General features: G+C 74.9%; 21 protein-coding genes. 13 read left to right on the top strand and 8 right to left on the bottom strand.

All coding sequences use genetic code 11. The features are described from left to right. The first annotated feature begins 245 nt into the window (after positions 1-245). Positions 246-653, top strand: a complete 408-nt coding sequence (locus ACFV4N_RS24960; protein ID WP_499675012.1) for a hypothetical protein — start codon at positions 246-248, stop codon at positions 651-653. On the opposite strand, the gene ACFV4N_RS24955 is transcribed toward ACFV4N_RS24960, so the two are convergent. Together ACFV4N_RS24955 and ACFV4N_RS24950 are read right to left on the bottom strand one after the other, a co-directional pair. Next, positions 650-859 carry an acyl-CoA carboxylase subunit epsilon gene (locus ACFV4N_RS24955; RefSeq protein ID WP_499675011.1) on the bottom strand — a complete coding sequence of 70 codons (210 nt, stop codon included), beginning with the start codon at positions 857-859 and terminating at the stop codon, positions 650-652. The two genes, ACFV4N_RS24960 and ACFV4N_RS24955, sit on opposite strands and share 4 nt — an antisense overlap. Next, a complete protein-coding gene (locus tag ACFV4N_RS24950) occupies positions 856-2487 on the bottom strand; it encodes an acyl-CoA carboxylase subunit beta (protein WP_499675010.1) in 1632 nt (543 codons plus the stop codon). The genes ACFV4N_RS24955 and ACFV4N_RS24950 overlap by 4 nt, the downstream gene beginning before the upstream one ends. A 187-nt stretch (positions 2488-2674) precedes the next feature. On the opposite strand from ACFV4N_RS24950, the gene ACFV4N_RS24945 reads away from it, so the two are divergent. The 7 genes from ACFV4N_RS24945 to ACFV4N_RS24915 all read left to right on the top strand — a co-directional run bounded on the left by ACFV4N_RS24945 (position 2675) and on the right by ACFV4N_RS24915 (position 8969). After that, entirely contained in the window at positions 2675-3454 is a 780-nt protein-coding gene (locus tag ACFV4N_RS24945) for a biotin--[acetyl-CoA-carboxylase] ligase (protein ID WP_499675009.1), read from the top strand. Between the two features lie 30 nt (positions 3455-3484). Continuing rightward, complete coding sequence (locus ACFV4N_RS24940; protein ID WP_499675008.1) at positions 3485-4003, top strand: PH domain-containing protein; 519 nt, start codon at positions 3485-3487, stop codon at positions 4001-4003. Next, a complete protein-coding gene (locus ACFV4N_RS24935; protein ID WP_499675007.1) occupies positions 3990-4919 on the top strand; it encodes a hydroxymethylglutaryl-CoA lyase in 930 nt (309 codons plus the stop codon). Before ACFV4N_RS24940 ends, ACFV4N_RS24935 begins: the two co-directional genes overlap by 14 nt. A 204-nt stretch (positions 4920-5123) precedes the next feature. Then, positions 5124-5591: a YbaB/EbfC family nucleoid-associated protein gene (locus tag ACFV4N_RS24930; protein ID WP_499675006.1), complete on the top strand. Its 468-nt coding sequence runs from the start codon at positions 5124-5126 to the stop codon at positions 5589-5591. Continuing rightward, a complete protein-coding gene (locus tag ACFV4N_RS24925) occupies positions 5588-5896 on the top strand; it encodes a WXG100 family type VII secretion target (RefSeq protein ID WP_499675005.1) in 309 nt (102 codons plus the stop codon). The genes ACFV4N_RS24930 and ACFV4N_RS24925 overlap by 4 nt, the downstream gene beginning before the upstream one ends. Before the next feature lie 50 nt (positions 5897-5946). Continuing rightward, positions 5947-8697: a TNT domain-containing protein gene (locus ACFV4N_RS24920; RefSeq protein WP_499675004.1), complete on the top strand. Its 2751-nt coding sequence runs from the start codon at positions 5947-5949 to the stop codon at positions 8695-8697. Continuing rightward, a complete protein-coding gene (locus tag ACFV4N_RS24915) occupies positions 8694-8969 on the top strand; it encodes a hypothetical protein (protein ID WP_499675003.1) in 276 nt (91 codons plus the stop codon). Before ACFV4N_RS24920 ends, ACFV4N_RS24915 begins: the two co-directional genes overlap by 4 nt. Here ACFV4N_RS24915 and ACFV4N_RS24910 read toward each other — a convergent pair. Together ACFV4N_RS24910 and ACFV4N_RS24905 are read right to left on the bottom strand one after the other, a co-directional pair. Continuing rightward, positions 8956-10230, bottom strand: a complete 1275-nt coding sequence (locus ACFV4N_RS24910; protein WP_499675002.1) for a sensor histidine kinase — start codon at positions 10228-10230, stop codon at positions 8956-8958. The two genes, ACFV4N_RS24915 and ACFV4N_RS24910, sit on opposite strands and share 14 nt — an antisense overlap. Next, positions 10230-10901, bottom strand: a complete 672-nt coding sequence (locus ACFV4N_RS24905) for a response regulator transcription factor (protein ID WP_380634673.1) — start codon at positions 10899-10901, stop codon at positions 10230-10232. Before ACFV4N_RS24905 ends, ACFV4N_RS24910 begins: the two co-directional genes overlap by 1 nt. A 33-nt stretch (positions 10902-10934) precedes the next feature. Here ACFV4N_RS24905 and hisN point away from each other — a divergent pair, with 33 nt between their 5' ends. Beyond that, positions 10935-11720: a histidinol-phosphatase gene (gene hisN, locus ACFV4N_RS24900; protein ID WP_499675001.1), complete on the top strand. Its 786-nt coding sequence runs from the start codon at positions 10935-10937 to the stop codon at positions 11718-11720. A 1-nt stretch (position 11721) separates the two neighbouring features. Here the strand turns inward: hisN and ACFV4N_RS24895 are convergent, their stop codons facing one another. From ACFV4N_RS24895 to ACFV4N_RS24885, 3 genes are read right to left on the bottom strand one after another with little or no spacing between them, the layout of a single operon-like run. After that, positions 11722-12276, bottom strand: coding sequence for a GtrA family protein (locus ACFV4N_RS24895; RefSeq protein WP_499675000.1), 555 nt, complete (start codon positions 12274-12276; stop codon positions 11722-11724). Positions 12277-12311: 35 nt separating this feature from the next. Then, positions 12312-12827 carry a GtrA family protein gene (locus tag ACFV4N_RS24890; protein WP_499675013.1) on the bottom strand — a complete coding sequence of 172 codons (516 nt, stop codon included), beginning with the start codon at positions 12825-12827 and terminating at the stop codon, positions 12312-12314. A gap of 34 nt (positions 12828-12861) precedes the next feature. Further along, on the bottom strand, positions 12862-15240 hold the full coding sequence (locus tag ACFV4N_RS24885; protein ID WP_499674999.1) for a sigma-70 family RNA polymerase sigma factor: 2379 nt from the start codon (positions 15238-15240) through the stop codon (positions 12862-12864). A gap of 147 nt (positions 15241-15387) precedes the next feature. On the opposite strand from ACFV4N_RS24885, the gene ACFV4N_RS24880 reads away from it, so the two are divergent. Next, a complete protein-coding gene (locus ACFV4N_RS24880; RefSeq protein ID WP_499674998.1) occupies positions 15388-16197 on the top strand; it encodes a GGDEF domain-containing protein in 810 nt (269 codons plus the stop codon). A gap of 188 nt (positions 16198-16385) precedes the next feature. On the opposite strand, the gene ACFV4N_RS24875 is transcribed toward ACFV4N_RS24880, so the two are convergent. Further along, positions 16386-16865, bottom strand: a complete 480-nt coding sequence (locus ACFV4N_RS24875) for a ricin-type beta-trefoil lectin domain protein (RefSeq protein WP_499674997.1) — start codon at positions 16863-16865, stop codon at positions 16386-16388. 288 nt (positions 16866-17153) lie between these two features. Here ACFV4N_RS24875 and ACFV4N_RS24870 point away from each other — a divergent pair, with 288 nt between their 5' ends. The 3 genes from ACFV4N_RS24870 to ACFV4N_RS24860 are packed head-to-tail and all read left to right on the top strand — an operon-like array spanning position 17154 to position 19434. Beyond that, positions 17154-17543: a GntR family transcriptional regulator gene (locus ACFV4N_RS24870; RefSeq protein WP_499674996.1), complete on the top strand. Its 390-nt coding sequence runs from the start codon at positions 17154-17156 to the stop codon at positions 17541-17543. Continuing rightward, on the top strand, positions 17540-18412 hold the full coding sequence (locus tag ACFV4N_RS24865; protein ID WP_499674995.1) for an ABC transporter ATP-binding protein: 873 nt from the start codon (positions 17540-17542) through the stop codon (positions 18410-18412). Before ACFV4N_RS24870 ends, ACFV4N_RS24865 begins: the two co-directional genes overlap by 4 nt. Continuing rightward, the gene (locus ACFV4N_RS24860; RefSeq protein WP_499674994.1) at positions 18409-19434 is read left to right on the top strand and encodes an ABC-2 membrane transporter-related protein; all 1026 of its coding nucleotides are present in this window, start codon (positions 18409-18411) and stop codon (positions 19432-19434) included. The genes ACFV4N_RS24865 and ACFV4N_RS24860 overlap by 4 nt, the downstream gene beginning before the upstream one ends. The last annotated feature ends 118 nt before the right edge of the window (positions 19435-19552 follow it).

Genomic DNA, 19552 nt, shown 5'->3' with positions numbered 1-19552 from the left:
GTCCGCCACTGCTCATCGCTCAACTCGTGCCTGCGGATCACGACCCAAGATCAAAGCAGACCAACCGCACCCGCTTTGAGGACAGGCCCTAGGGGGCGCGGGGCGAGCCGCGCCCGGGAGAGAGGGGCGAGCCGCGTCTGGGGGAGAGGGGCGAGCCGCGTCTGGGGGAGAGGGGCGAGCCACGCTCAGGGGGCTGCGTAGAACTACCGATGCGCGCCCGTTCGCCGTTGGGCAACCTCGGAGACGTGCAGCGTTGGGCTCTGGTGGTTCGCCGGGCGGACCGCGGTCGCGGCCGGTACCGGTGGTTGGCGGTCCTGCCGGCCGTGGCGGTCCTGGGGGTGGCGGTGAAGGTCGTGTCCTCCGACCCGGTCGGGTACGGCGTCCCCTTCTGGCCCTTCGCCGACGCGGGGGACCACGTCGAGAGCCGGGTCATGGACGAGGTCGGCACCGCGGCCCGCGACCTGGGCCGCCTCGACGCCGTCCCCCGGGCGGTGGCCGGGGAGGACGGCGTCGAGGTGCTGGAGTCGCGGGTCGAGTCGGGCCAGGTGCTGATGCGGGTGCGCCTGCGCGTCCCCGACGGCGTGCGGTGCCGCGCGGTCGGCGTCCTGCGCGACGCCGGCGTGCAGGTCACCAGCCGCCGGGTGGAGTGCTAGGGCAGGCCCGACGCCCGCCACGCGCCGGGGCCGGGGTGCGGGAGCCCGCGCACCAGGCGCGAGCGGTCCGCCCAGGCCGAGCGCCGGGGCCGCGGGGCCTCCGGCGCGGGCCGGGACGCCAGCGCCGCCACCACGGCGGTCAGGGCGGCCAGTTCGGCGTCGTCCGGGTTGCCGCGCACGACCCGGAGGTGCGGTCGCGCGCTCACAGCGGGATGTTCCCGTGCTTCTTGGGCGGCAGCACCTCGCGCTTGTCGCGCAGGATCGCCAGCGCGCGCGCCACGTGCGCCCGCGTGAACGACGGCGGGATCACCGCGTCCACGTAGCCGCGCTCGGCCGCCACGTACGGGTTGCACAGCGCGTCCTCGTACTCGCGCTGCAACCGGGCCCGCAGCTCGTCGACGTCCTCGCCGTTCTGCACCGCGTTGGCCAGGGTCTTCCGGTGCACGATGTTCGCCGCGCCCTGCGCGCCCATCACCGCGATCTGCGCGGTCGGCCACGCCAGGTTGACGTCCGCGCCGAGGTGCTTGGACCCCATCACGTCGTACGCGCCGCCGTACGCCTTGCGGGTGATCACGGTGACCAGCGGCACGGTGGCCTCGGCGTAGGCGTAGATCAGCTTCGCGCCGCGCCGGATGATGCCGTTCCACTCCTGGTCGGTGCCGGGCAGGAAGCCGGGCACGTCGACGAAGGTCAGCACCGGGATGTTGAACGCGTCGCAGGTCCGCACGAACCGCGCCGCCTTCTCCGAGGCGTCGATGTCCAGGCAGCCCGCGAACTGCGTGGGCTGGTTCGCCACCACGCCGACCGAGTGGCCGTCGACCCGGCCGAACCCGACCAGGATGTTCGGCGCGAACAGCGGCTGGACCTCCAGGAACTCGCCCTCGTCCAGCACGCGGGTGATGACCTCGTGCATGTCGTACGGCTGGTTGGCCGAGTCCGGGATCAGGGTGTCCAGCTCGCGGTCGGAGTCGGTGACCGAGTCCTCGATCGAGCCGTGCACCACGTCGTCCGGCGCGTCGAACACCGGCGGCTCGGACAGGTTGTTGGCCGGCAGGTAGGACAGCAGCTCCTTGACGTAGGAGATGGCGTCCTCCTCGTCGGAGCCCAGGTAGTGGGCGTTGCCCGACTTGGTGTTGTGCGTGCGGCCGCCGCCCAGCTCCTCGAAGCCCACGTCCTCGCCGGTGACGGTCTTGATCACGTCGGGGCCGGTGATGAACATGTGCGAGGTCTGGTCGACCATGACCACGAAGTCGGTGAGCGCCGGCGAGTACACGTGCCCGCCCGCGTTCGCGCCCATGATCAGCGAGATCTGCGGCACGACGCCGGACGCGGCCACGTTGCGGCGGAAGATCTCGCCGTAGAGGCCCAGCGAGACGACGCCCTCCTGGATGCGCGCGCCGCCGCCCTCGTTGATGCCGACGATCGGCCGGCCGGTCTTGATCGCCAGGTCCATGACCTTGACGATCTTCTCGCCGTACACCTCGCCGAGGGACCCGCCGAACACGGTGACGTCCTGGCTGAACACGCACACCGGGCGGCCGTCGACGGTGCCGTAGCCGGTCACCACGCCGTCGCCGTAGGGCCGGTTGCGATCCTGGCCGAAGTTGGTCGAGCGGTGCCGCGCCAGCTCGTCCAGCTCCACGAACGAACCCGGGTCGAGCAGCAGCTCGATGCGCTCGCGGGCGGTCTTCTTGCCCTTGGCGTGCTGCTTCTCCACCATGCGCGCCGAACCGGCGTGCACGGCCTCCTCGTTGCGCCGGTGCAGGTCGGCCAGCTTCCCGGCCGTGGTGTGAACGTCCGGCTCCTCGCCGATGGGGGCGGTCGCACTGGTCATGACCGGGCAGCTTAGCGGCCGGACCAGGCCCCGACAGGGCTAGTAGCCCAGGTCACGATCGGTCGGTCCGACCTCCGACTTGACCTCCAGCGCGGTGGAGGTTGCAGGCTTGGCCGAGCTGCCCGCCCCGCCTTCCACACCGCTCCGACACAGCGCGCGGGGCGGGCCGCTCCTACCCTGCACACCCGTGGACGCCGCAACCCTCCGCGACCGGCTCGTCGGCCCTTACGCCGCGGTCGACGTCGTCGCCAGCACCGGATCGACCAACGCCGACCTGCGCGCCGCCGCGGGCCGGGGCGCGCCCGACCGCACCGCGCTGATCGCGGAGGAGCAGGTCTCGGGCCAGGGCAGGCGCGGCCGGGGCTGGATCTCGCCCACCGGCGGCCTGTACCTGAGCGTGCTGTTCCGCCCGGTCGGCGTGCCCGCGGCGCGCGTGCCGTGGCTGACCCTGCTGGCCGGGGTCGCCCTGGTCCGCACCGCGGCCGACGTGGGCGTCCGGGCCGCCCTGAAGTGGCCCAACGACCTGCTGGTCGGTGGCGCGAAGGCCGCGGGCGTGCTCGCCGAGACCACCGCCGACCACGCCGTGGTGCTGGGCATCGGCCTGAACGTGGCCAGGCTGCCCGCCGACGTCGAGCCCGGCGCGGGCGGCCTCGCGCCGACCAGCCTGGCCGACCACGCGCCGGAGCCGCCGGACCGCGCCGAGCTGGCCGTCGCCCTGCTCCGGCAGCTGCACGAGCTGGAGGCGCGGTGGCGCGAGCTGGCGGGCGACGACCCGGTGCTGCGCGAGGAGTACCGGGCGCACTGCGCCACGCTCGGCCGCCCGGTCCGGGTCGAGCTGGCCGGGAACGCGCCGCTGCTCGGCACCGCCCGCGACCTGACCGCCGACGGCACGCTGGTGGTCCGCGACGAGCGGGGCTCGGACCACCCCGTTTCCGCCGGGGACGTGGTGCACCTGCGGGTACGGTGAGGTCAGCACCAGCCACCGAAGGGGACCGCAGTGGCCCACCCGGACGACCTGCTCGAACCCGGAGAGCACGTCGTGATCCACAAGCACCCGCACTGGAAGGCGCTGTCCGTCCCGGTGGCCGTCCCGGTCGCGCTGGCCGTCGGCGCCACGTGGCTGGCGGGACCGGTGTCGGTCCTGTCGTGGGCGACCACCGCGTGGCTCGTGCTGACCGGGGTCGCCGCGGTGCTGGTGGCGTGGCTGGTGGTCGCGCCGGTGCTGCGCTGGCGCACCACGCACTTCATCGTCACCGACCGGCGGGTCATGTGCCGGATGGGCGTGGTCAAGCGGGCCCGGCTGAACCTGCCGCTGGAGCTGGTCCGCGACGTCCGCTTCGAGCAGGGCGGGGTGGACCGGCTGCTGGGCTGCGGCACGCTGGTCATCGAGGCCGACGCGGACGAGCCGCTGGAGTTCGACGACATCCCGGCGGTGGCGGAGGTGCGCGCGGCGGTGGGTCGGGTGCTCGACGGCGGGCACCTGCAGGAGGACGGGAGCACTGATGGGCGCGCGTGAGGTCGGCCTGCCGGAGTCGGTCGCGGGCGAGGGGTTGCCGGATCGCGTCACGATCTGGGAGGTCGGGCCGCGGGACGGCCTGCAGAACGAGGCCGAGGTGGTCCCGGTGGCCACCAAGCTGGAGTTCCTGGACCGGCTGGCCGACGCGGGCGGCACGGTCCTGGAGGCGACCAGCTTCGTGCACCCGAAGTGGGTGCCGCAGCTCGCCGACGCCGAGGAGCTGCTGGCCGGCCTGGACCGGCGGCCCGGTGTCGACTACCCGGTGCTGGTGCCCAACGAGCGCGGCCTGGAGCGGGCGCTGGCGGCGGGCGTCGGGCACGTGGCGATCTTCGCCAGCGCCACCGAGACGTTCGCCCGGCGCAACCTGAACCGGTCCCTGGACGAGCAGTTCGCCATGTTCGAGCCGGTGGTCGCCCGCGCCAAGGCCGAGGGGCTGAGGGTTCGGGGTTACGTCTCGATGTGCTTCGGCGACCCGTGGGAGGGCGCGGTCGGGCGCGAGCAGGTCGTCGGCGTCGGCAAGCGCCTGCTGGACATGGGCTGCGACCAGCTCTCCCTGGGCGACACCATCGGCGTGGCCACGCCGGGGCAGGTGACCGCGCTGCTGGCGGCCTTCGGCGGCGTCGAGCGGCTGGCCGTGCACTTCCACGACACCTACGGGCAGGCGCTGGCCAACACGCTGGCGGCCCTGCGGGCGGGCGTGACCACGGTCGACTCGTCTGCGGGCGGCCTGGGCGGCTGCCCCTACGCGGAGTCCGCGACCGGCAACCTGGCCACCGAGGACCTGGTGTGGATGCTCGACGGCCTCGGCATCGAGCACGGCTTCGACCTGGACAAGCTCGCCGACACCAGCGCGTGGATGGCGCGGCGGCTGGGCCGGCCGAGCCCGTCGCGGGTGGTCCGGGCGCTGCGGGGGTAACGCCGGCACGGGCGCGGGTCCGGTGCCCGAGCGCGGGTCCGGTGCCCGGGTGGAGGGTTCGCGGTGCCGCGGTGGAGGACACGCGGTGCCGGAGTGGAGGACACGCGGATTTCTTCCGAAGGGGCCCGGAACCGGGTGCGGGGTCGTAACGTCCAACGCGCGACCGACGACCATGCCCGGCGACGGTTGGAACCGGAGGTGGCCGTGACGACCGATCACCGCGCCCGGGTCGACGAGCTGCTCGCCGACTACCGGCGCAGCCGAGACCAGCTCGCGTCGGTGCAGCGCGACCTCGCCCGGGTGACGGCTGTCGCGACCAGCCCCGGCGGCGAGGTGACCGCGGTGGTCGACGCCCGCGGCACGCTCACCGACCTGGAGCTGACCGACGACGCCTACCGGCTGCGCCCCGACCGGCTCGCCCAGCTGGTCGTGCGGACCGCACGGGAGGCCGTGGCCAAGGCCGCCGAGCGCACGTACCAGGCGCTGAGCCCGGTGCTGCCCGCCGGGACCGACCCGGAGGCGCTGGTGCGCGGCACCGCCGACCTCCGGCCCGAGGAGATCAGCCCGGAGCCGGACCCGCGGTCGTCGCGGTCCCGCCCGGTCGACGACGACGATGACTTCGAGCAGCGCGACTGGCTGAACGTCGACGCCACCGGGAGGCACCTGAGATGACCGGCTTCCACACCGACCTCGCCCGCCTCACCGAGGGCGCGCAGGACTTCGGCGCGTTCGCCGAGCGCGCCGGGAGGATCGCGGGCGACCTGGGCGGCGCGCTCGACGCGCTGGGCGCGTGCTGGGGCGACGACGCCGTGGGGCAGAGCTTCGCGGCGAGCCACGTCGGACCGTCCGGTGACGTGCTGAGCGGCATGGGCGGGCTCGGCCCCGGCTTCGGCGGTGTCGGCGAGCGCCTCGCGGAGACGGCCCGCACCTACCGCGGGGCCGAGCAGGGCAACGCCGACTCGTTCCGCGCCATCTGACCTCCGCGCCACCTGACCTCTGCGCCGTCTGGAATTCCTGGGGAGCCGCCATGGGCATCGAGCTGCCGGCCGAACTGGCCGAGGTCGCCGCCAAGGCCGGGGTCGTGTGGCCCAAGGCCGACGAGGACGCGATGCGCGCGTCCGCCACCGCCTGGCGCGAGGCGGGCGTCAAGCTCGCCGCGCTGGCCGGCGAGTCCGACGGCGCCGCGAGCAAGGCGCTGGGCGCGATGAGCGGCCCGGCCGGGGAGGCGGCGCGCGGGCGGTGGAACGCGTTCACCGCCCCGGACGGCGTGCTGAACTCGGTCGTGCGCGGCTGCCACTCGGCGGCGGACCGGCTGGACCACGCGGCCGAGCAGATCGGCGCGGCGAAGGTCGAGCTGGTGCGCGAGCTGGTGAACCTGGCCAAGAACAACGACGCGGCGCAGCAGGCCGCGAGCGCGGGCCACCCGACGGCGCTGCTGGGGCTGGACACGGCGATCCGCGGCGCGGCCACCAACGTCGCCCACCTGACCGACGCGCTGACCAGCGCGGTGCGGCTGGACAGCGGCGTGACGGTGGTCGGGAGCCCGCCGCCGGTCGACACCAGCCCCGGCGTGCACGGACCGGAGACCGGCGGACCCAACCCGGGCGGGTCCGGCGACGCTCCCGGCCAGGGCGGCGACCAGGGGCGCGGCGACCAGGCACGGGGCGACCAGGGGCGCGGCAACCAGTCCAACGGCGGCGGGCTGCTGGACGGCCTGCTCGGCGGTGGCGGCGGTGGCGGCGACAACGGCAACGGCAACGGCAACGGTGCCGGCGGCGGTCCCGGTGCGGGTGGTCCTGGTGCGGGTGGTCCCGGGAACAGCGGCAACCAGGCCCCCGGGCTCGTCGGCGGCCTGGTGGGCGCTGTCACGGACACGGTCAGTGCGGTGGTCGATCCGGTCGTGGACGCGGTCGGCGCGGTGGCGCCGCCCGTCGCCGCCGTGGTGGACCCGCTGGTCGACACGGCCAAGGACGTGGCGCGGGGCGCGGGCGACACCGTCGACCAGGCACTGCCCGGCCCGGTGGGCTCGGGGCAGGGGCCGGGTTCCGGACCGGGGCACGGGCCGGGCTCGGGGCAAGGGCCGGGTTCGGGGCCGGGTGTGGGCCACGGGCCGTCCGGTCCTCCGCCCGGCCTGGTCAACCAGGTCGTGAACCCGGTGGTGGACCACGTCGTGAGGCCCGTTGCGGACGCGGTCGGCGGAGCGACGGGCGCGCCCGTGGCGGACGTGGTCGGCCGCTCGGCGGACACGGTCAGCCAGTCGGCCGCGGCGGTCCTGGACCGGCCGGTGCTGCCGGTCGACACCCCGCACGCGCCCGCGCAGCAGCCGCCCGCCCCGGCGGCGAACCAGCCCGCCCCGCAGGGGCCCGCGTTCGGCGGGCCGACCGGTGGCGCGCCCGCGGCCCCGGCCGCCGGTGCTCCGGTGACCCAGTCCCCGTTGACCCAGTCCCCGGCGACCCAGTCCCCGGCGACCCAGTCCCCGGCGACCCAGTCCCCGGCGGCGGCCAACGCCGGTTCGCCGCCGTCCGCGCAGCAGGGCCAAGCCGCGCCGAAGGCGGACGCGCGGGCCGCGCAGGCGGCCGTGCCTGCCCAGGGCACTGGTGCGACCCCGGGCTCGGGCCAAGGTGCGGCGCAGGGCTCCGGGTCGGGGTCCGCGCCCCAGGGACAAGGGCAGGGGCCAGGCCAGGGCCAAGGGCAGAACCAGGGGCAGAACCAGGGTGCGGCCAAGGACGCCGGCGGCGCCAAGGGCGAGGGCCCCAGGACCGACGCCCAGGTCAAGGCCGACGCCAAGGCCGATGCCCAGGCCAAGGGCGAGGCGAAGGGCGAGTCCGTGGCCGGCGACCTGCGCGAGTCGCTGGCCACCGCCGCCCGGGACGTCGGGAACGCGGTCCAGGACGGTTCGCTCGCGTTCGCCGTCGTGCCGATCCCGGTCGGCCGGGGAGGCGCGGGTCGGAACCCGCTGCTGCCGGACCCCGCGCCGGCGGCCCCGCCGGCCGGGCCGGTGGACGAGCCCGAGGCCGAACCGGTCCCCGCGGCGAGCACCGCGCGGCCGACCACCGAGGCCGCGGCCCTGTTCCTGCTGCACATGTTCCCCGGCGGCACGCTGCCCCGGCCCCGCACCGCACCGGCCCGCCAGCTCCCGCCGCCGTCGGGCGAGCAGGTGTTCGCGGCCGGTCTCCGGTTCGAGCCGGACGGCCACCCAGACGGGCACCTGGTCGACACGGCCGCGCAGCCCGGCCTCGACCTGACCTACGGCGACCGGCTCCGGTCCCGGCTGTCCGGCGCGGCGGGCGAACCGGCCACCGAGCCGCGGCCCGCCGTCGCCCGCCCGCGCCTGGTGCTCGCGCCGGGCGCCGCGCCCGACCCCGCGCTGCTGGACGGCTACGACCCCCAGGCGGGCCTGCACGAGCGCGACTGGGACCGCCGCTTCCTGGTCCGGTCCGACCCGCCGGAGTACGCGTGGCCGCCCGGCGAGCTGTTCCCCGAGGGCGGCTACGAGGCCGGTCAGCCCGGTGTGCTCGCGGTGGGCGTGGAGCTGGACCGGTTCGGCCCGCCCGAGGGCCGGGTGCTGTCCGAGTCGGGCACCGCCTACGCCGCCCGCTCGCTGCCGCCCGCCCTGCTCGACGCCGGGTACCACCGGTACCGGGTCGCCAGGGTGCTGCCGGTGTGGTTCACGCTGTCCGCCGAGTGGTTCGGGCAGCCCGGCGGTGGCGTCCGCTACCGCACCACCCACCCCGTGGCCGACCTGCTCGCCCTGGGTTACCTGGAGGAGGTCCGGTGAACGCCGAGTCGGTCGAGGGCTGGCTGCTGGCCGTGGGCGTGCCCGCGGAGGTCATGTCGATCGGGGCGGAGGCCGAGAACAGGTGGTGCCTGGTGGCCACCGCGGAGGGCTTCGAGGTCTTCTGGCGCGAGCAGGGCAACCGCTACGACTGGGCCGCGTTCACCAGCGAGGACGTGGCCTGCCACTACCTGTTCGGCCGCCTGGTGTGGGCGCAGGTGGTGCGCGGCGCGGTCGGCGTGCTGCCGGAGGGCGCCGCGCCTAGCGGGGCGTGAGGTCGGTCCGCCAGCTCACGCCCACCACGTCCTCGGCCTTCGGCACCGGCAGGAACACGGCGAACGTCGCGGGCCGGGCGGTGGACAGCTCCAGCCGCCCGCCGTCGGCGTCGACCAGGGCCCGCGCCAGCGCCAGGCCCACGCCGGTGGAGCCGCCGCCGGACACGCCGCGCTCGAAGATGTGGTGCGACAGCTCGTCCGGCACGCCCCTGCCCGAGTCGCTGACCTCCACGACCACCGTGCCGTCGTCCCGGCGCGCGGACACGACGACCTGGCCCTCGCCGTGCCGCAGGGCGTTGTCCAGCAGCACGCCGATCGCCTCGCGCAACCGGGCGGGCGTGGCACGCGCCAGCAGCCCCTCCGGCACCCGGACCCGCAGCGCGCGCCCGACCTGGCGCAGCGGTTCGCGCCACTCCTCGGCGATGGCGGCCAGCTCGGCGGCCAGGTCCAGCGGCTCCGCGCCGACCGCGCGGGCGGCGCGGGCGGCGGCCAGCATCTCGTTCAGCACCTCGGCCAGCCGCTCGGCCTGCTCCAGCGCCGCCCGCGCCTCGGCGGCCGCGTCCGGCTCCGGGTGCAGCGACAGCGCCTCCAGGCGCAGCTGCATCGCGGTCAACCTGCTGCGCAGCTGGTGCGACACGTCGCCGACCAGCTCCCGCTCCCGCTGCACGAGCTGGGCCAGCGCGCCCGCCGACTTGTCCAGCGCGTCGGACACCAGGTCCAGCTCGGGCACGCCGTGCCGCCGGTCGTCGTGCCGGAAGTCGCCCGCGCCGAGCCGGCTGGCGCGCGCCGCCACGTGCCGCAGCGGTTCGGCGAGCTTGCGCGCGGTGACCGTGGCCACGACCGTGCCGGTGCCGACGGACAGCACCACCAGCAGCACCACCAGCGCCGACACCTGGTACTGCGTGGTGCGCACCGGGTCCGCGGACACCTCCAGCCGCACCGTGCCCTGCTGCGCGATCGGCACCTGCACCGACAGCACGTCCTCACCGGGGGTGGCGCCGAACTCCAGCACCCGGTTGCCGGTGGTGACCACGAGGTGGCCGCCCTCCGGCACGCCCACCTCGACCGGCCCCAGGTCGATCGGCTGCGCGTTGGCGATCTGGTCGTCGATGGAGGCCGCTATCCGCTGCGCCCGCGTGGTCAGGTCGTTGCGGGCGGCGCCCTCCACGAGCTGGAGCGCCGTGTAGCCGAGCGGGATGCCCAGGGCGAACCCGGTGACGGCGACGGCCAGCAGGATGGCGCGGAGGATGCGGCTGCGCATCAGTCCGCCGCGTTGAACCGGAACCCGACGCCGCGCACGGTCGCGATCCGGCGCTCCACGCCCCGGGCGTCGCCGAGCTTGCGGCGCAGCCACGACATGTGCATGTCCAGGGTCTTGCTGCTCTTCAGCTCGGGGTCGTTCCAGACCTCGGACAGGATCTCGTCGCGGTGCACGACCTGGCCCGCGCGCTGGATCAGCACGCGCAGCAGCTCGAACTCCTTGTTGGCGAGCTGCACCTCCTGGCCGTCCACGGTGACGCGGCGGGCCGCGAGGTCGACGCGGACGCCGTTGACCTCCAGCGTGCCGGGTGCGCGCCGGCGCAGCAGCGCCCGGATCCGGGCCATCAGCTCGGCCAGCCGGAACGGCTTGGCCACGTAGTCGTCCGCGCCCGCGTCGAGCCCGACCACGAAGTCCACCTCGTCGGACCGGGCGGTGAGCATCAGCACCGGCAGGCCGCGCCCGTTGGCGCGCAGTCGGCGGCACACCTCCAGGCCGTCCATGCCGGGCAGGCCCAGGTCGAGCACCAGCAGGTCGATCCCGCCGTGCGCGGCCGCGTCCAACGCGCCGGGACCGTCCCCGACCACCTGCACCTGGTACCCCTCGCGCTGCAGCGCACGCGACAGCGGCTCCGCGATCGCCGGATCGTCCTCGGCCAACAAGACCACGCTCACACCACTCAGCGTAGGCGTGGCACGATCCCCCGCGTGTCCGCCCTTCGCGCAGATCTCGCCCTCGCCCTCCGCCTCGCCGACGAGGCCGACAAGATCACCACCGCGAGGTTCCGCGCTCGCGACCTGGTGGTGGAGCGCAAACCCGACCGCACGCCCGTCACGGACGCCGACGTGGCCGTGGAGGACGCCATCCGCGCCGTGCTGGCCGCCGAGGCGCCCGACGACCAGGTCGCGGGCGAGGAGCGGGGCGGGACGGTGGGCGACGGCCGCGCCTGGGTGATCGACCCGATCGACGGCACGAAGAACTTCCTGCGCGGCCTGCCCGTGTGGGCGACGCTGATCGCGCTGGTCGAGGACGGCACGCCCGTCGTCGGCGCGGTCAGCGCGCCCGCCCTGGGCCGCCGCTGGTGGGCGTCGGCGGGCGGCGGCGCGTTCACCTCGGACGCGTCGGGGGAGCGGCGGATCGCCGTGTCGGGGGTGCGGGACCTGGGGGACGCCTACCTGTCCACCACGCACCTGGGCTCGTGGGTCGAGCACCACTCGCGCGAGGCGTACCTGGCGCTGGCGGACGCGTGCTGGGAGAACCGGGCGTTCGGCGACTTCTGGCAGCACTGCCTGGTCGCGGAGGGCGCGATCGACCTGGCCGCCGAGGCGATCGTGAACCCGTGGGACGTCGCGCCGTTCCGGGTGCTGGTGACCGAGGCGGGCGGGCGGTTCAGCGACCTGACCGGGGCCGACCGCCACGACGGCGGCAGCGCGCTGACCAGCAACGGCCACCTGCACGACGCGGCGCTGGCGGTGCTCGCGGACCACCGCTAGGTCACGAGTGCCCGAGCTCCCGCTCCTCGTCCTCGGGCAGGTCGTAGGACCTGGTCACCCGGCGCGGGCGGTAGTCGGCCTGCGGGAAGACCCACTTCTTGTAGCCGTACCAGCGGAACACCATGGCGACCAGGGTGCCGACGACCTGCGCGCTCATGAAGTCGGCGAACTCCTCCGCGAGCCGGCTGACGTGGGGCTCCTGGAGGTGCAGCAGGTACCTCGACACCCACAGCGGCGCGGAGTTCAGCACGATGCCGATGCCGTTGACCAGGAAGAACAGCGCGGCCTCGTGCCGGCGCTCCCGCCCGCCCCTGGTCCGGAACGACCACTCGCGGTTGAGGACGTAGGACACGATCGTGGCGACCAGGGTGGCCACGATCTTCGCGGTCACCGGGTGCTCGTTGAGCACGAGCGACTTCAGGCCGAAGAAGATGGCCGTGTCGATCACGAAGCAGGTGCCGCCCACCACGGCGAACTTGAGCAGCTCCCGGTGCTTCAGCGCCAGTGAACGCAGGGGCTCGGGCAGGCGCAGGACCAGGTTCTCGACCACGGACACCACAGCAGTGTACGGAGCCGCGGTGAAAGTGCTGTTCAGGCCACTTCGCGCTGGTCCCGGACGACCCGCAGCTCCCGCACCGACGGGCGCGCGTCGGCCTCGGGGAAGACGAACTTGCGCATCGCCCAGAACTTGAAGCCGGTGGCCAGCAGCATCCCGATCACCGAGCCGCTGGCGAAGTCCGCCACCTCCGAGTGCAGGTCGAACACGTGCCGCGACACGTACAGCGGCAGCAGGTTCACGCCGATGCCGATCCCGCTGACCAGGAAGAACAGGGCCGCCTCGTGGTGTCGCTCCCGGCCGCCCCTGGTGTGGAACGACCACTCGCGGCTGAGCACGTAGGACGCGATGACGGCCACCAGCACGCCGATGGCCTTGGCCGTGACCACCTTGTCGTCCAGGACGGTGAGCTTGAGCGCGTACCAGACGCCGTTGTCGATCAGGAACGTCGTGCCGCCCACGGCGGCGAAGCGGATCAGCTCCCGGTGCTTGTGGACCAGGAAGCGAACCGGTTCCGGCAGACGGCCCAGGAGCCTGCGCACGAGTGGCAGCACCGGGGCAGGTTACCGGTCCGTGTTCGAACGATCACGAAGGGGTTCGGCAGGGGTCCGGCAGCAGGTCGCCCACCAGCGGGGGCAGCCACGGCAGGAGCGGTTGGCACGGCCCGGTCGGCGGGGTGGTCGGCGGTTCGGCGGGCGTGCCCGGGTCGGGCGGCGAGGTCGTGGGCGGCTCGGTCCGCGACGTGGGCGCCGGTGTCGTGGGCGCCGGTGTGGTGGTCGGCGACGGCGCGGTGTTCGTGGGTGCGGTGTTCGTGGGTGCGGTGGTGGTGGGTGCGGTGGTCGTGGGCGCGGTGGTCGTCCGGGGGGCCGTGCTGGTCGTCGTGGGCGCGGTGGTGGTCGGCTGGGGAGTTCGCGTGGGCTCGCCGACCGGCGGCTCCGGCTCGCCGTGGTCGTGGCCGGGGCGCAGCGAGACCGGCACCTCGACGGTCTTCGTCGCGGTGCCGAGGGTGGCGGTGGCCCGCACCACGCCGTCCCGCCACGGCAGGCCGAACACCCACACGGGCACCCCGAACGTCTCGCCCCGGGCCAGCGGGACCTCGCACACGATCCGGTGGTGCGACCGCTCGCACCCGCGCCACAGCGTGATCAGGGTGAGGCGGTCGTCGGTCTCGACGACCAGGCGCGCCGTGCCCGGCTTGCCGCCGGTGTTGGTGACCGAGACGTCCAGGCGCGGTTCCCAGAAGTGGTGCTGCCACTTGCGCACCGACAGCTCCAGGTCGTCCTCGACCGGCGTGACCGCGACGTCCACCTCGATGTCCACGCTGATCGCGGCGCCGGCGCTGACCGTGCCGGTGATCAGGCCGGTCGTCGCCTCCCAGTCGGCCTGGAGGTGGAACACGAACGTGGCGGTGCCGCCGGGCGCGATGCCGCGCGGGGTGGCGCAGGTGACCGCGCCGACGCCCGCCGGGCAGGTCACGGTCTGCTCGGGCAGGCCGTCGAGTTGCGCCAGGCGGCGTCCCGCGAACGACGGGGGCCCGTCGGTCGCCCGCACGCCGGGCGGCAGCAGGAGCGCGGCCCCGGCGGGCTCGGAGGCGGTCTCGCCGGAGTTGCGCACGGTGATCGGCAGGGCGACCGGGTCCGCGCCGGGGGTCAGGCTGAACCCGCTGGGCACGGTCGGCACCAGGTTCGGCGGCGTCGGCTCGGGTTCCGGTTCGGGCTCGGGCTCCGGTTCGGGCTCGGGTTCGGGTTGCGGCCCGGGACCGGGCTGGGGTTCGGGTTCCGGTTCCGGCCGGGACCCGGTCGTCGGCGCGGGTGCCGCCGTGGTCGTGGGCGTCGTGGTCGTCGTGGTCGTCGTGGGCGCGGTGGTGGTCGTCGGCGCCTGCGTCGTCGGTGCCTGCGCCGGCCGGGTGGTCGGCAGGACCCGGGCGGTGGTCGTCGGCAGCGGCGAGACCTGCGCGGCGGGCGTCTCCTGCTCGCCGCCGGCGGCCAGGCCGACCACGACCGCGAGCACCAGGGCGGCCACCGACGCGGCCGCGCCGACCAGTTGGCGCGGCGCGGCGGTGAGCAGGTTGGTCACGCCGCCGCCCGAGCCGGTCGAGCCGCCGCCCGCGGCGCCCGCCGCCGCGCCGACCGCTCCGGCGGTGGCCGCGGCGGCCTTGGCGCTGCCCGCGGCGGCGGCGAGGTAGCCGGTGACGCCCAGGCCCAGCACCATCGGCGCGATGATCCCGCGCAGCGCGCCGTTGACGTCGGCCAGCTCGGCGGCCAGCGCGCGGCAGTCGACGCACTCGTCCAGGTGCGCCTCGACCTGCGCGGTCTCCCGCTTGGACAGGCCGCCCCGGGTCCACGCGCCCAGCCGGTCCACGGTGGCGCGGCACCGCTCGGCCTGCGTCTCGGCCAGGTGGACCTGCAGGTATGCCTGCTTGAGGCCCTCGCGGGCGCGGTAGGCGAGCGCGGACACGCCGTTGGCCGTCAGGCCGAGCAGCGGCGCGACCTCGGCGGGTGACTGGCCCTCGATCTCGGTGTGCCAGAGCACGGTCTGCCAGCGCTCGGGCAGCCGGGCGAACGCCCGCGCGGCCAGCGACCGCTCCAGGCCCGCCACGGCGGTGTCGGCGAACGGCACGGAGGTCGCCTCGGGCGCGACCTCGGACACGTCGTCGGCCAGTTCGAGCTTGCGGTCCCGGCGGGTCTTGTCGTAGGCCGTGTGGCGCAGCGCGGTGAGCAGGTAGGCGCGGAACGCCGTGTCGGGGCCGCGGCCGGCGCGCAGCGTGTCCAGGACCTTGGCGAAGGCGTCCGAGACCAGGTCGTCGGACTCGGCCGAGGACCTGGAGAGCTGGCGGGCCAGGTTGTAGGCGGCGCCCACGTGCCGTTCGTAGAGCTGCCCGTAGGCGTCGGTGGACCCGGCGCGCACGGACTCGATGAGCTCCGCGTCGCTGGGTCCCTGGACGTCGGCAGGAACGGTCGCCACGTGTTTCCCCTCCTCGCGCGGGCCAGTTTGGCGCACCGGGTAGCGCACCGTCACGAGAAGACCCTCAATCGTGTCCTGGGAATGCCGTCATGGATGACCTCCTGCCACGTCCCGTCTACGTCAGAGCGACGGCGAGGAGGCATCCGGGTGGGTGTTCGGGTAGCGGTGGCACGGCGGTTCGGCGCGGGCGGGGCGGGTGCCCTGCGGTCGAGGTGGCGGACCGCGACCATGGCCGCGGGCTGGGCCTTCCCCGCCGACTGGCCGGTGCGCGAGGTAGACGAGGTCTGCGCGGCGGTGCTGGGCGCGGCGGACCCGAGCGGCGCGCTGTACCGGCTGGGCGGGGCGCGGGCGGAGTCCGGGGCCGGGCTGGCCGAGACGCTGCTGGACCTGGCGGCGCTGCACGCGGTGCTCACCGCGCCGACCGGGTTGGACGGGATGGTGTCGCCGGACGTGGACGCGGTGCCCGCGCGGATGCTCCGGGCCACCGCCCTGGGCTGGGGCGACGTGGTGAGCGCGCAGGCGGCCGAGTGCGCGGCGGACAACCCGCTCACCGGCCTGGCCACCGCCGCCTACCTGCGCACCAGGCTGCGCGAGGTGTACGCGGAGGAGCGCACGACCGGCCGCCGGGGGCAGCACGTGCTGGTGCCGGCGGGGCTGGACCTGAGCCGGGTGAGCGGTTGGTCCCGCGTGGTGGCGATGACGCTGCTGGCCGACGCGCTGCGGGAGGTGTTCGACGCGGGCCAGACCGTGGCGTCGATCGGCCCGGCCACGGCGTGCGTGCTGCTCAGGCGCGACGAGACGCTGGGCCGGGCGGTGGCCAACCTGCGCCTGCTCACCGCCGACCGGCTGGCCGTCGACCCGCACGTGGCGCCCACCGGGCCGGTGCGGATCCGGGTGGAGGAGCTGCCCGGCACCTGGGAGGAGGCGGTCGCGCTGATCACCCGGCTCGGGCGCTGATCCCCTGTCCGGCGCTGAACCCCGTCCGGCGCCGACCCCCTGTCCGGCGCCCACCCCGTTCCCCACCGGGCCGGCGCCTCGCGGGTCGGGGCCCGGCGCGCCCGTGACGACGGGGGTGCCGCGCACGGACCGGGGCGACGGGGTGCCACGCGCCGACCGGGCGCACCCGGCCGACGCGGGCCCGGCCGCTACTTGCGGATGATCCAGCGCTGGTCGGCCCGACCGGGGTCGCACGGCGCGAGGATCAGCTCCTTGTAGACGCCGTTGTGCGTGACGCAGTGGTCGGTGCTCCCCAGTTCGAACAGCCAGGTGCGGTAGCCGTCGTAGGAGTTGCCCACCCACCGCTGCTCCGCGGAGCCGTCGCAGTCCCGGCCGGCCAGCCTGCCGCCGACCGAGGTCACGCACCACCCGTAGGCCTTGCTGGTGATGGTGTTGTCATCGGAGATGTACCACTTCTGGTTGTTCTCCCCGTGGAACGGGTGGGGGATGACCGGGAACTCGGGGTCCCACGCCCAGTTGGTCTGGTCCCACACGTCGTCCTGCCGGGTGTCGCTCTGGATGACCCACTCGTCCTGTCGCGTGTCGGGCTGGGCGGCGTTGGCGGTCGGTGCGACGAGCAGCGTCGAGGCGGCCACGGCGACGGCGGCGAGGATCCGTCCGAGTGTCATCAGCTCTTCCTTCCGGTGTACGGGTTCGTGCGCACCGTCGAGTAAAAGCGCCGGTCGGGGCCGCTGAGCGGCGAAAAAGACCATGGTGGCGGTGGATGACCCGGTCCGGTCGGAGCGGACGCCCTCGTGATCACGGACGCGGAGGGCGACGCCACCCCGTGGGAGGAAAACCCTCACCCGATCCGGGTGTCGCCCCCGGCCGGGGGTCGGGCGCGGCTTGACAACTCCGGGGCGTTGCTGAACGGTGTTGCAGTGTCTTAGTCGAGTAGAACAATTTGGAGGCGTCGGGTGGAGTTCCACGTCGAACGCGCCAGCGGCCTCCCCGCGTACCTCCAGCTCGTGCGGCAGGTCCGTGAGGCGCTGCGCCTGGGGTGGCTGGCGCCCGGCGACCGCCTGCCGACCGTGCGCGACGTCGTCGCGACCAGCGGGGTGAACGCGAACACCGTGCTCAAGGCGTACCGGGAGCTGGAGATGTCCGGGCTGGTCGAGGCGCGCCAGGGGTCGGGCACGTTCGTGAAGGCGGGCCTCGGGTCGACGTCGCCCGAGGTGATGGCCGCGCTGCGGGCGCGCCTGGCCGTGTGGGTGCGGGAGGCGCGCGAGGCGGGGTTGGACACCGAGGACATCGACGCCCTCGTGCGTTCGGTGCTGGCCAACGGGGAAGGGGTGGCGGTCGCATGACGACCGTGGTCGAGCCGGTCGACACCACCGCGGTCGCGGTGCGCGCGCGGGGGCTGGGCAAGCGCTACAAGGACAAGTGGGCGCTGCGCGAGTGCGAGTTCGAACTGCCGAGGGGCCGGGTGGCGGCGCTCGTCGGCGCGAACGGCGCGGGCAAGACGACGCTGATGACGGTCCTGGCGGGCCTGCTCCGGCCGGACGAGGGGTCGGCGGTCGCGGCCGGCCGGGTGGCGTTCGTGTCCCAGGACAAGCCCGTGTACCGGAACTTCACCGCCACCGACGTGCTGCGCCTGGGCGCGCGGCTCAACGTGGTGTGGGACGAGCCCCGCGCCCGCCGCTGGCTGGAGCGCTTCGAGGTCCCGCCGGACCGGGCGTGCGGCAAGCTGTCCGGCGGCCAGCAGGCGCAGGTGGCGTTCGCGCTGGCCATCGGGTCCCGGCCGGACGTGCTCATGCTCGACGAGCCGCTGGCCAACCTCGACCCGCTGGCCCGCCGCGAGGTCACCGCCGAGCTGCTGTCCGAGGTCGACGAGACCGGCATGACCGTGCTGCTGTCCACCCACGTGGTGGCCGAGCTGGGCGGCGTGGCGGACCACCTGCTGCTGCTCGCGCACGGCAGGCTGCTGGCCGGGGGCGACCTGGACGACCTGCTCGCCCGCCACGTCAGCTACACCGGCCCGCGCTCGGACGTGCCGCCCGCGCTGGGCGAGGTCGTCGAGGCGCGGCACCGGCGCAACCAGTCGACGTTCCTGGTCGAGTTGCCCGAGGACCACCCCCGACCGGTCGTCGCGGGGCAGTGGCGCGAACGGCCGGTGACCTTGGAGGACTACGTGCTCGCGCAGCTCGCGGTCACTCGGAAGGGGCTCGGGGCATGACCGCCACGACCACCGCGACCACCACTGCCGCCGCCCCGGCGGCCACCCGCGCCCGCGTCGGCTGGGGCGACCTGCTCTGGCTGGCCTGGCGGCAGCACCGCTGGACCGTCGGCGGCACGGCCGTGGTCGTCGTCGGCCTGTCGGCGCTGGCGCTCGGCATGGCGTGGCACATCGACGCCACCGGCCACGTCGAGCACTCGCTGCTGTTCGGCGAGTACGGCTACCGCAGCGTGTCGCAGGCGCTGGTCGCGGCGTCGGTCCTGGGCGGCTTCGTGATCGCCGCGTTCTGGGCCGCGCCGCTGCTGGCGCGCGAGTACGAGCAGCGCACCCACCTGGTCGTGTGGACCCAGGACGTCACGCCGGTCCGCTGGCTGGCGGGCAAGGTCGTGCTGCTCGGCGCGGCGGGCGCGGGGCTGTCGGCGGCCTACGGCGCGGCCCTGGTCGTGCTGATGAACAGCGTGAACGCGAACGTGGACGGCGGAGCGGCGTTCATGCCGTTCGACAGCTACCCGTTCGAGGCCGTGCCGCACGTGCAGGTCGGCTACGCCCTGTTCGGGTTCGCGCTCGGCCTCGCGCTCAGCGCGTTCACCCGCCGCACGGTGGCGTCCATGGGGCTCGCGCTCGTGGGGTTCTTCGTGGTGCGGGGCCTGGTCGCGGGCCTGTGGCGGTCGTACTACGCGCCGCCGTTGCGCACCGTGGCGCCGTACGACCCGCTGCCGAGGGACGGGGGGAACATCGCCTGGCCGGCCCGGGACGCGATGGTGGTGGACGTCGGGTACCTGGACGCGGCGGGCGCCGAGGTGGACGTGGACTTCAACGCACCCTGCATGGCGGCGACCCAGGACGAGGGCGCCTACGGGCGGTGCCTGGTCGACCAAGGGGTGAGCCAGAGCTTCGTCGACTACCAGCCCGGGGACCGCGTGGTGCCCTTCCAGCTGGTCGAGCTGGGCATCTTCACCGTGCTCGCGGCGGGCCTGCTCGCGCTGACCTTCTGGTGGGTCAAGCGGATGCACCGCGTGTAGGCGGCACGTCGTCGGCAGGAGGTGCCGCCCGCGCCGGGGGCGGGGGGGACCACCCGGTTTTGGAGGTAGAATAAACCAACCCTGGACACACCGACCCCACAACCCCACGTCGGCATGA

It is taken from the genome of Actinosynnema sp. NPDC059797 (assembly GCF_042732085.1).
GTDB lineage: Bacteria > Actinomycetota > Actinomycetes > Mycobacteriales > Pseudonocardiaceae > Actinosynnema.
This window is presented reverse-complemented; position numbering and strand designations above follow the sequence as displayed.

What these genes read in the sequence shown, in the direction of transcription:
- ACFV4N_RS24910 (WP_499675002.1), bottom strand. Translation starts at nt 10,230, where the DNA reads ATGCGCAGCCGCATCCTCCGCGCCATCCTGCTGGCCGTCGCCGTCACC.
- ACFV4N_RS24950 (WP_499675010.1), bottom strand. Translation starts at nt 2,487, where the DNA reads ATGACCAGTGCGACCGCCCCCATCGGCGAGGAGCCGGACGTTCACACC.
- ACFV4N_RS24860 (WP_499674994.1), top strand. Translation starts at nt 18,409, where the DNA reads ATGACCGCCACGACCACCGCGACCACCACTGCCGCCGCCCCGGCGGCC.
- ACFV4N_RS24925 (WP_499675005.1), top strand. Translation starts at nt 5,588, where the DNA reads ATGACCGGCTTCCACACCGACCTCGCCCGCCTCACCGAGGGCGCGCAG.
- ACFV4N_RS24935 (WP_499675007.1), top strand. Translation starts at nt 3,990, where the DNA reads ATGGGCGCGCGTGAGGTCGGCCTGCCGGAGTCGGTCGCGGGCGAGGGG.
- ACFV4N_RS24865 (WP_499674995.1), top strand. Translation starts at nt 17,540, where the DNA reads ATGACGACCGTGGTCGAGCCGGTCGACACCACCGCGGTCGCGGTGCGC.
- ACFV4N_RS24875 (WP_499674997.1), bottom strand. Translation starts at nt 16,865, where the DNA reads ATGACACTCGGACGGATCCTCGCCGCCGTCGCCGTGGCCGCCTCGACG.
- ACFV4N_RS24920 (WP_499675004.1), top strand. Translation starts at nt 5,947, where the DNA reads ATGGGCATCGAGCTGCCGGCCGAACTGGCCGAGGTCGCCGCCAAGGCC.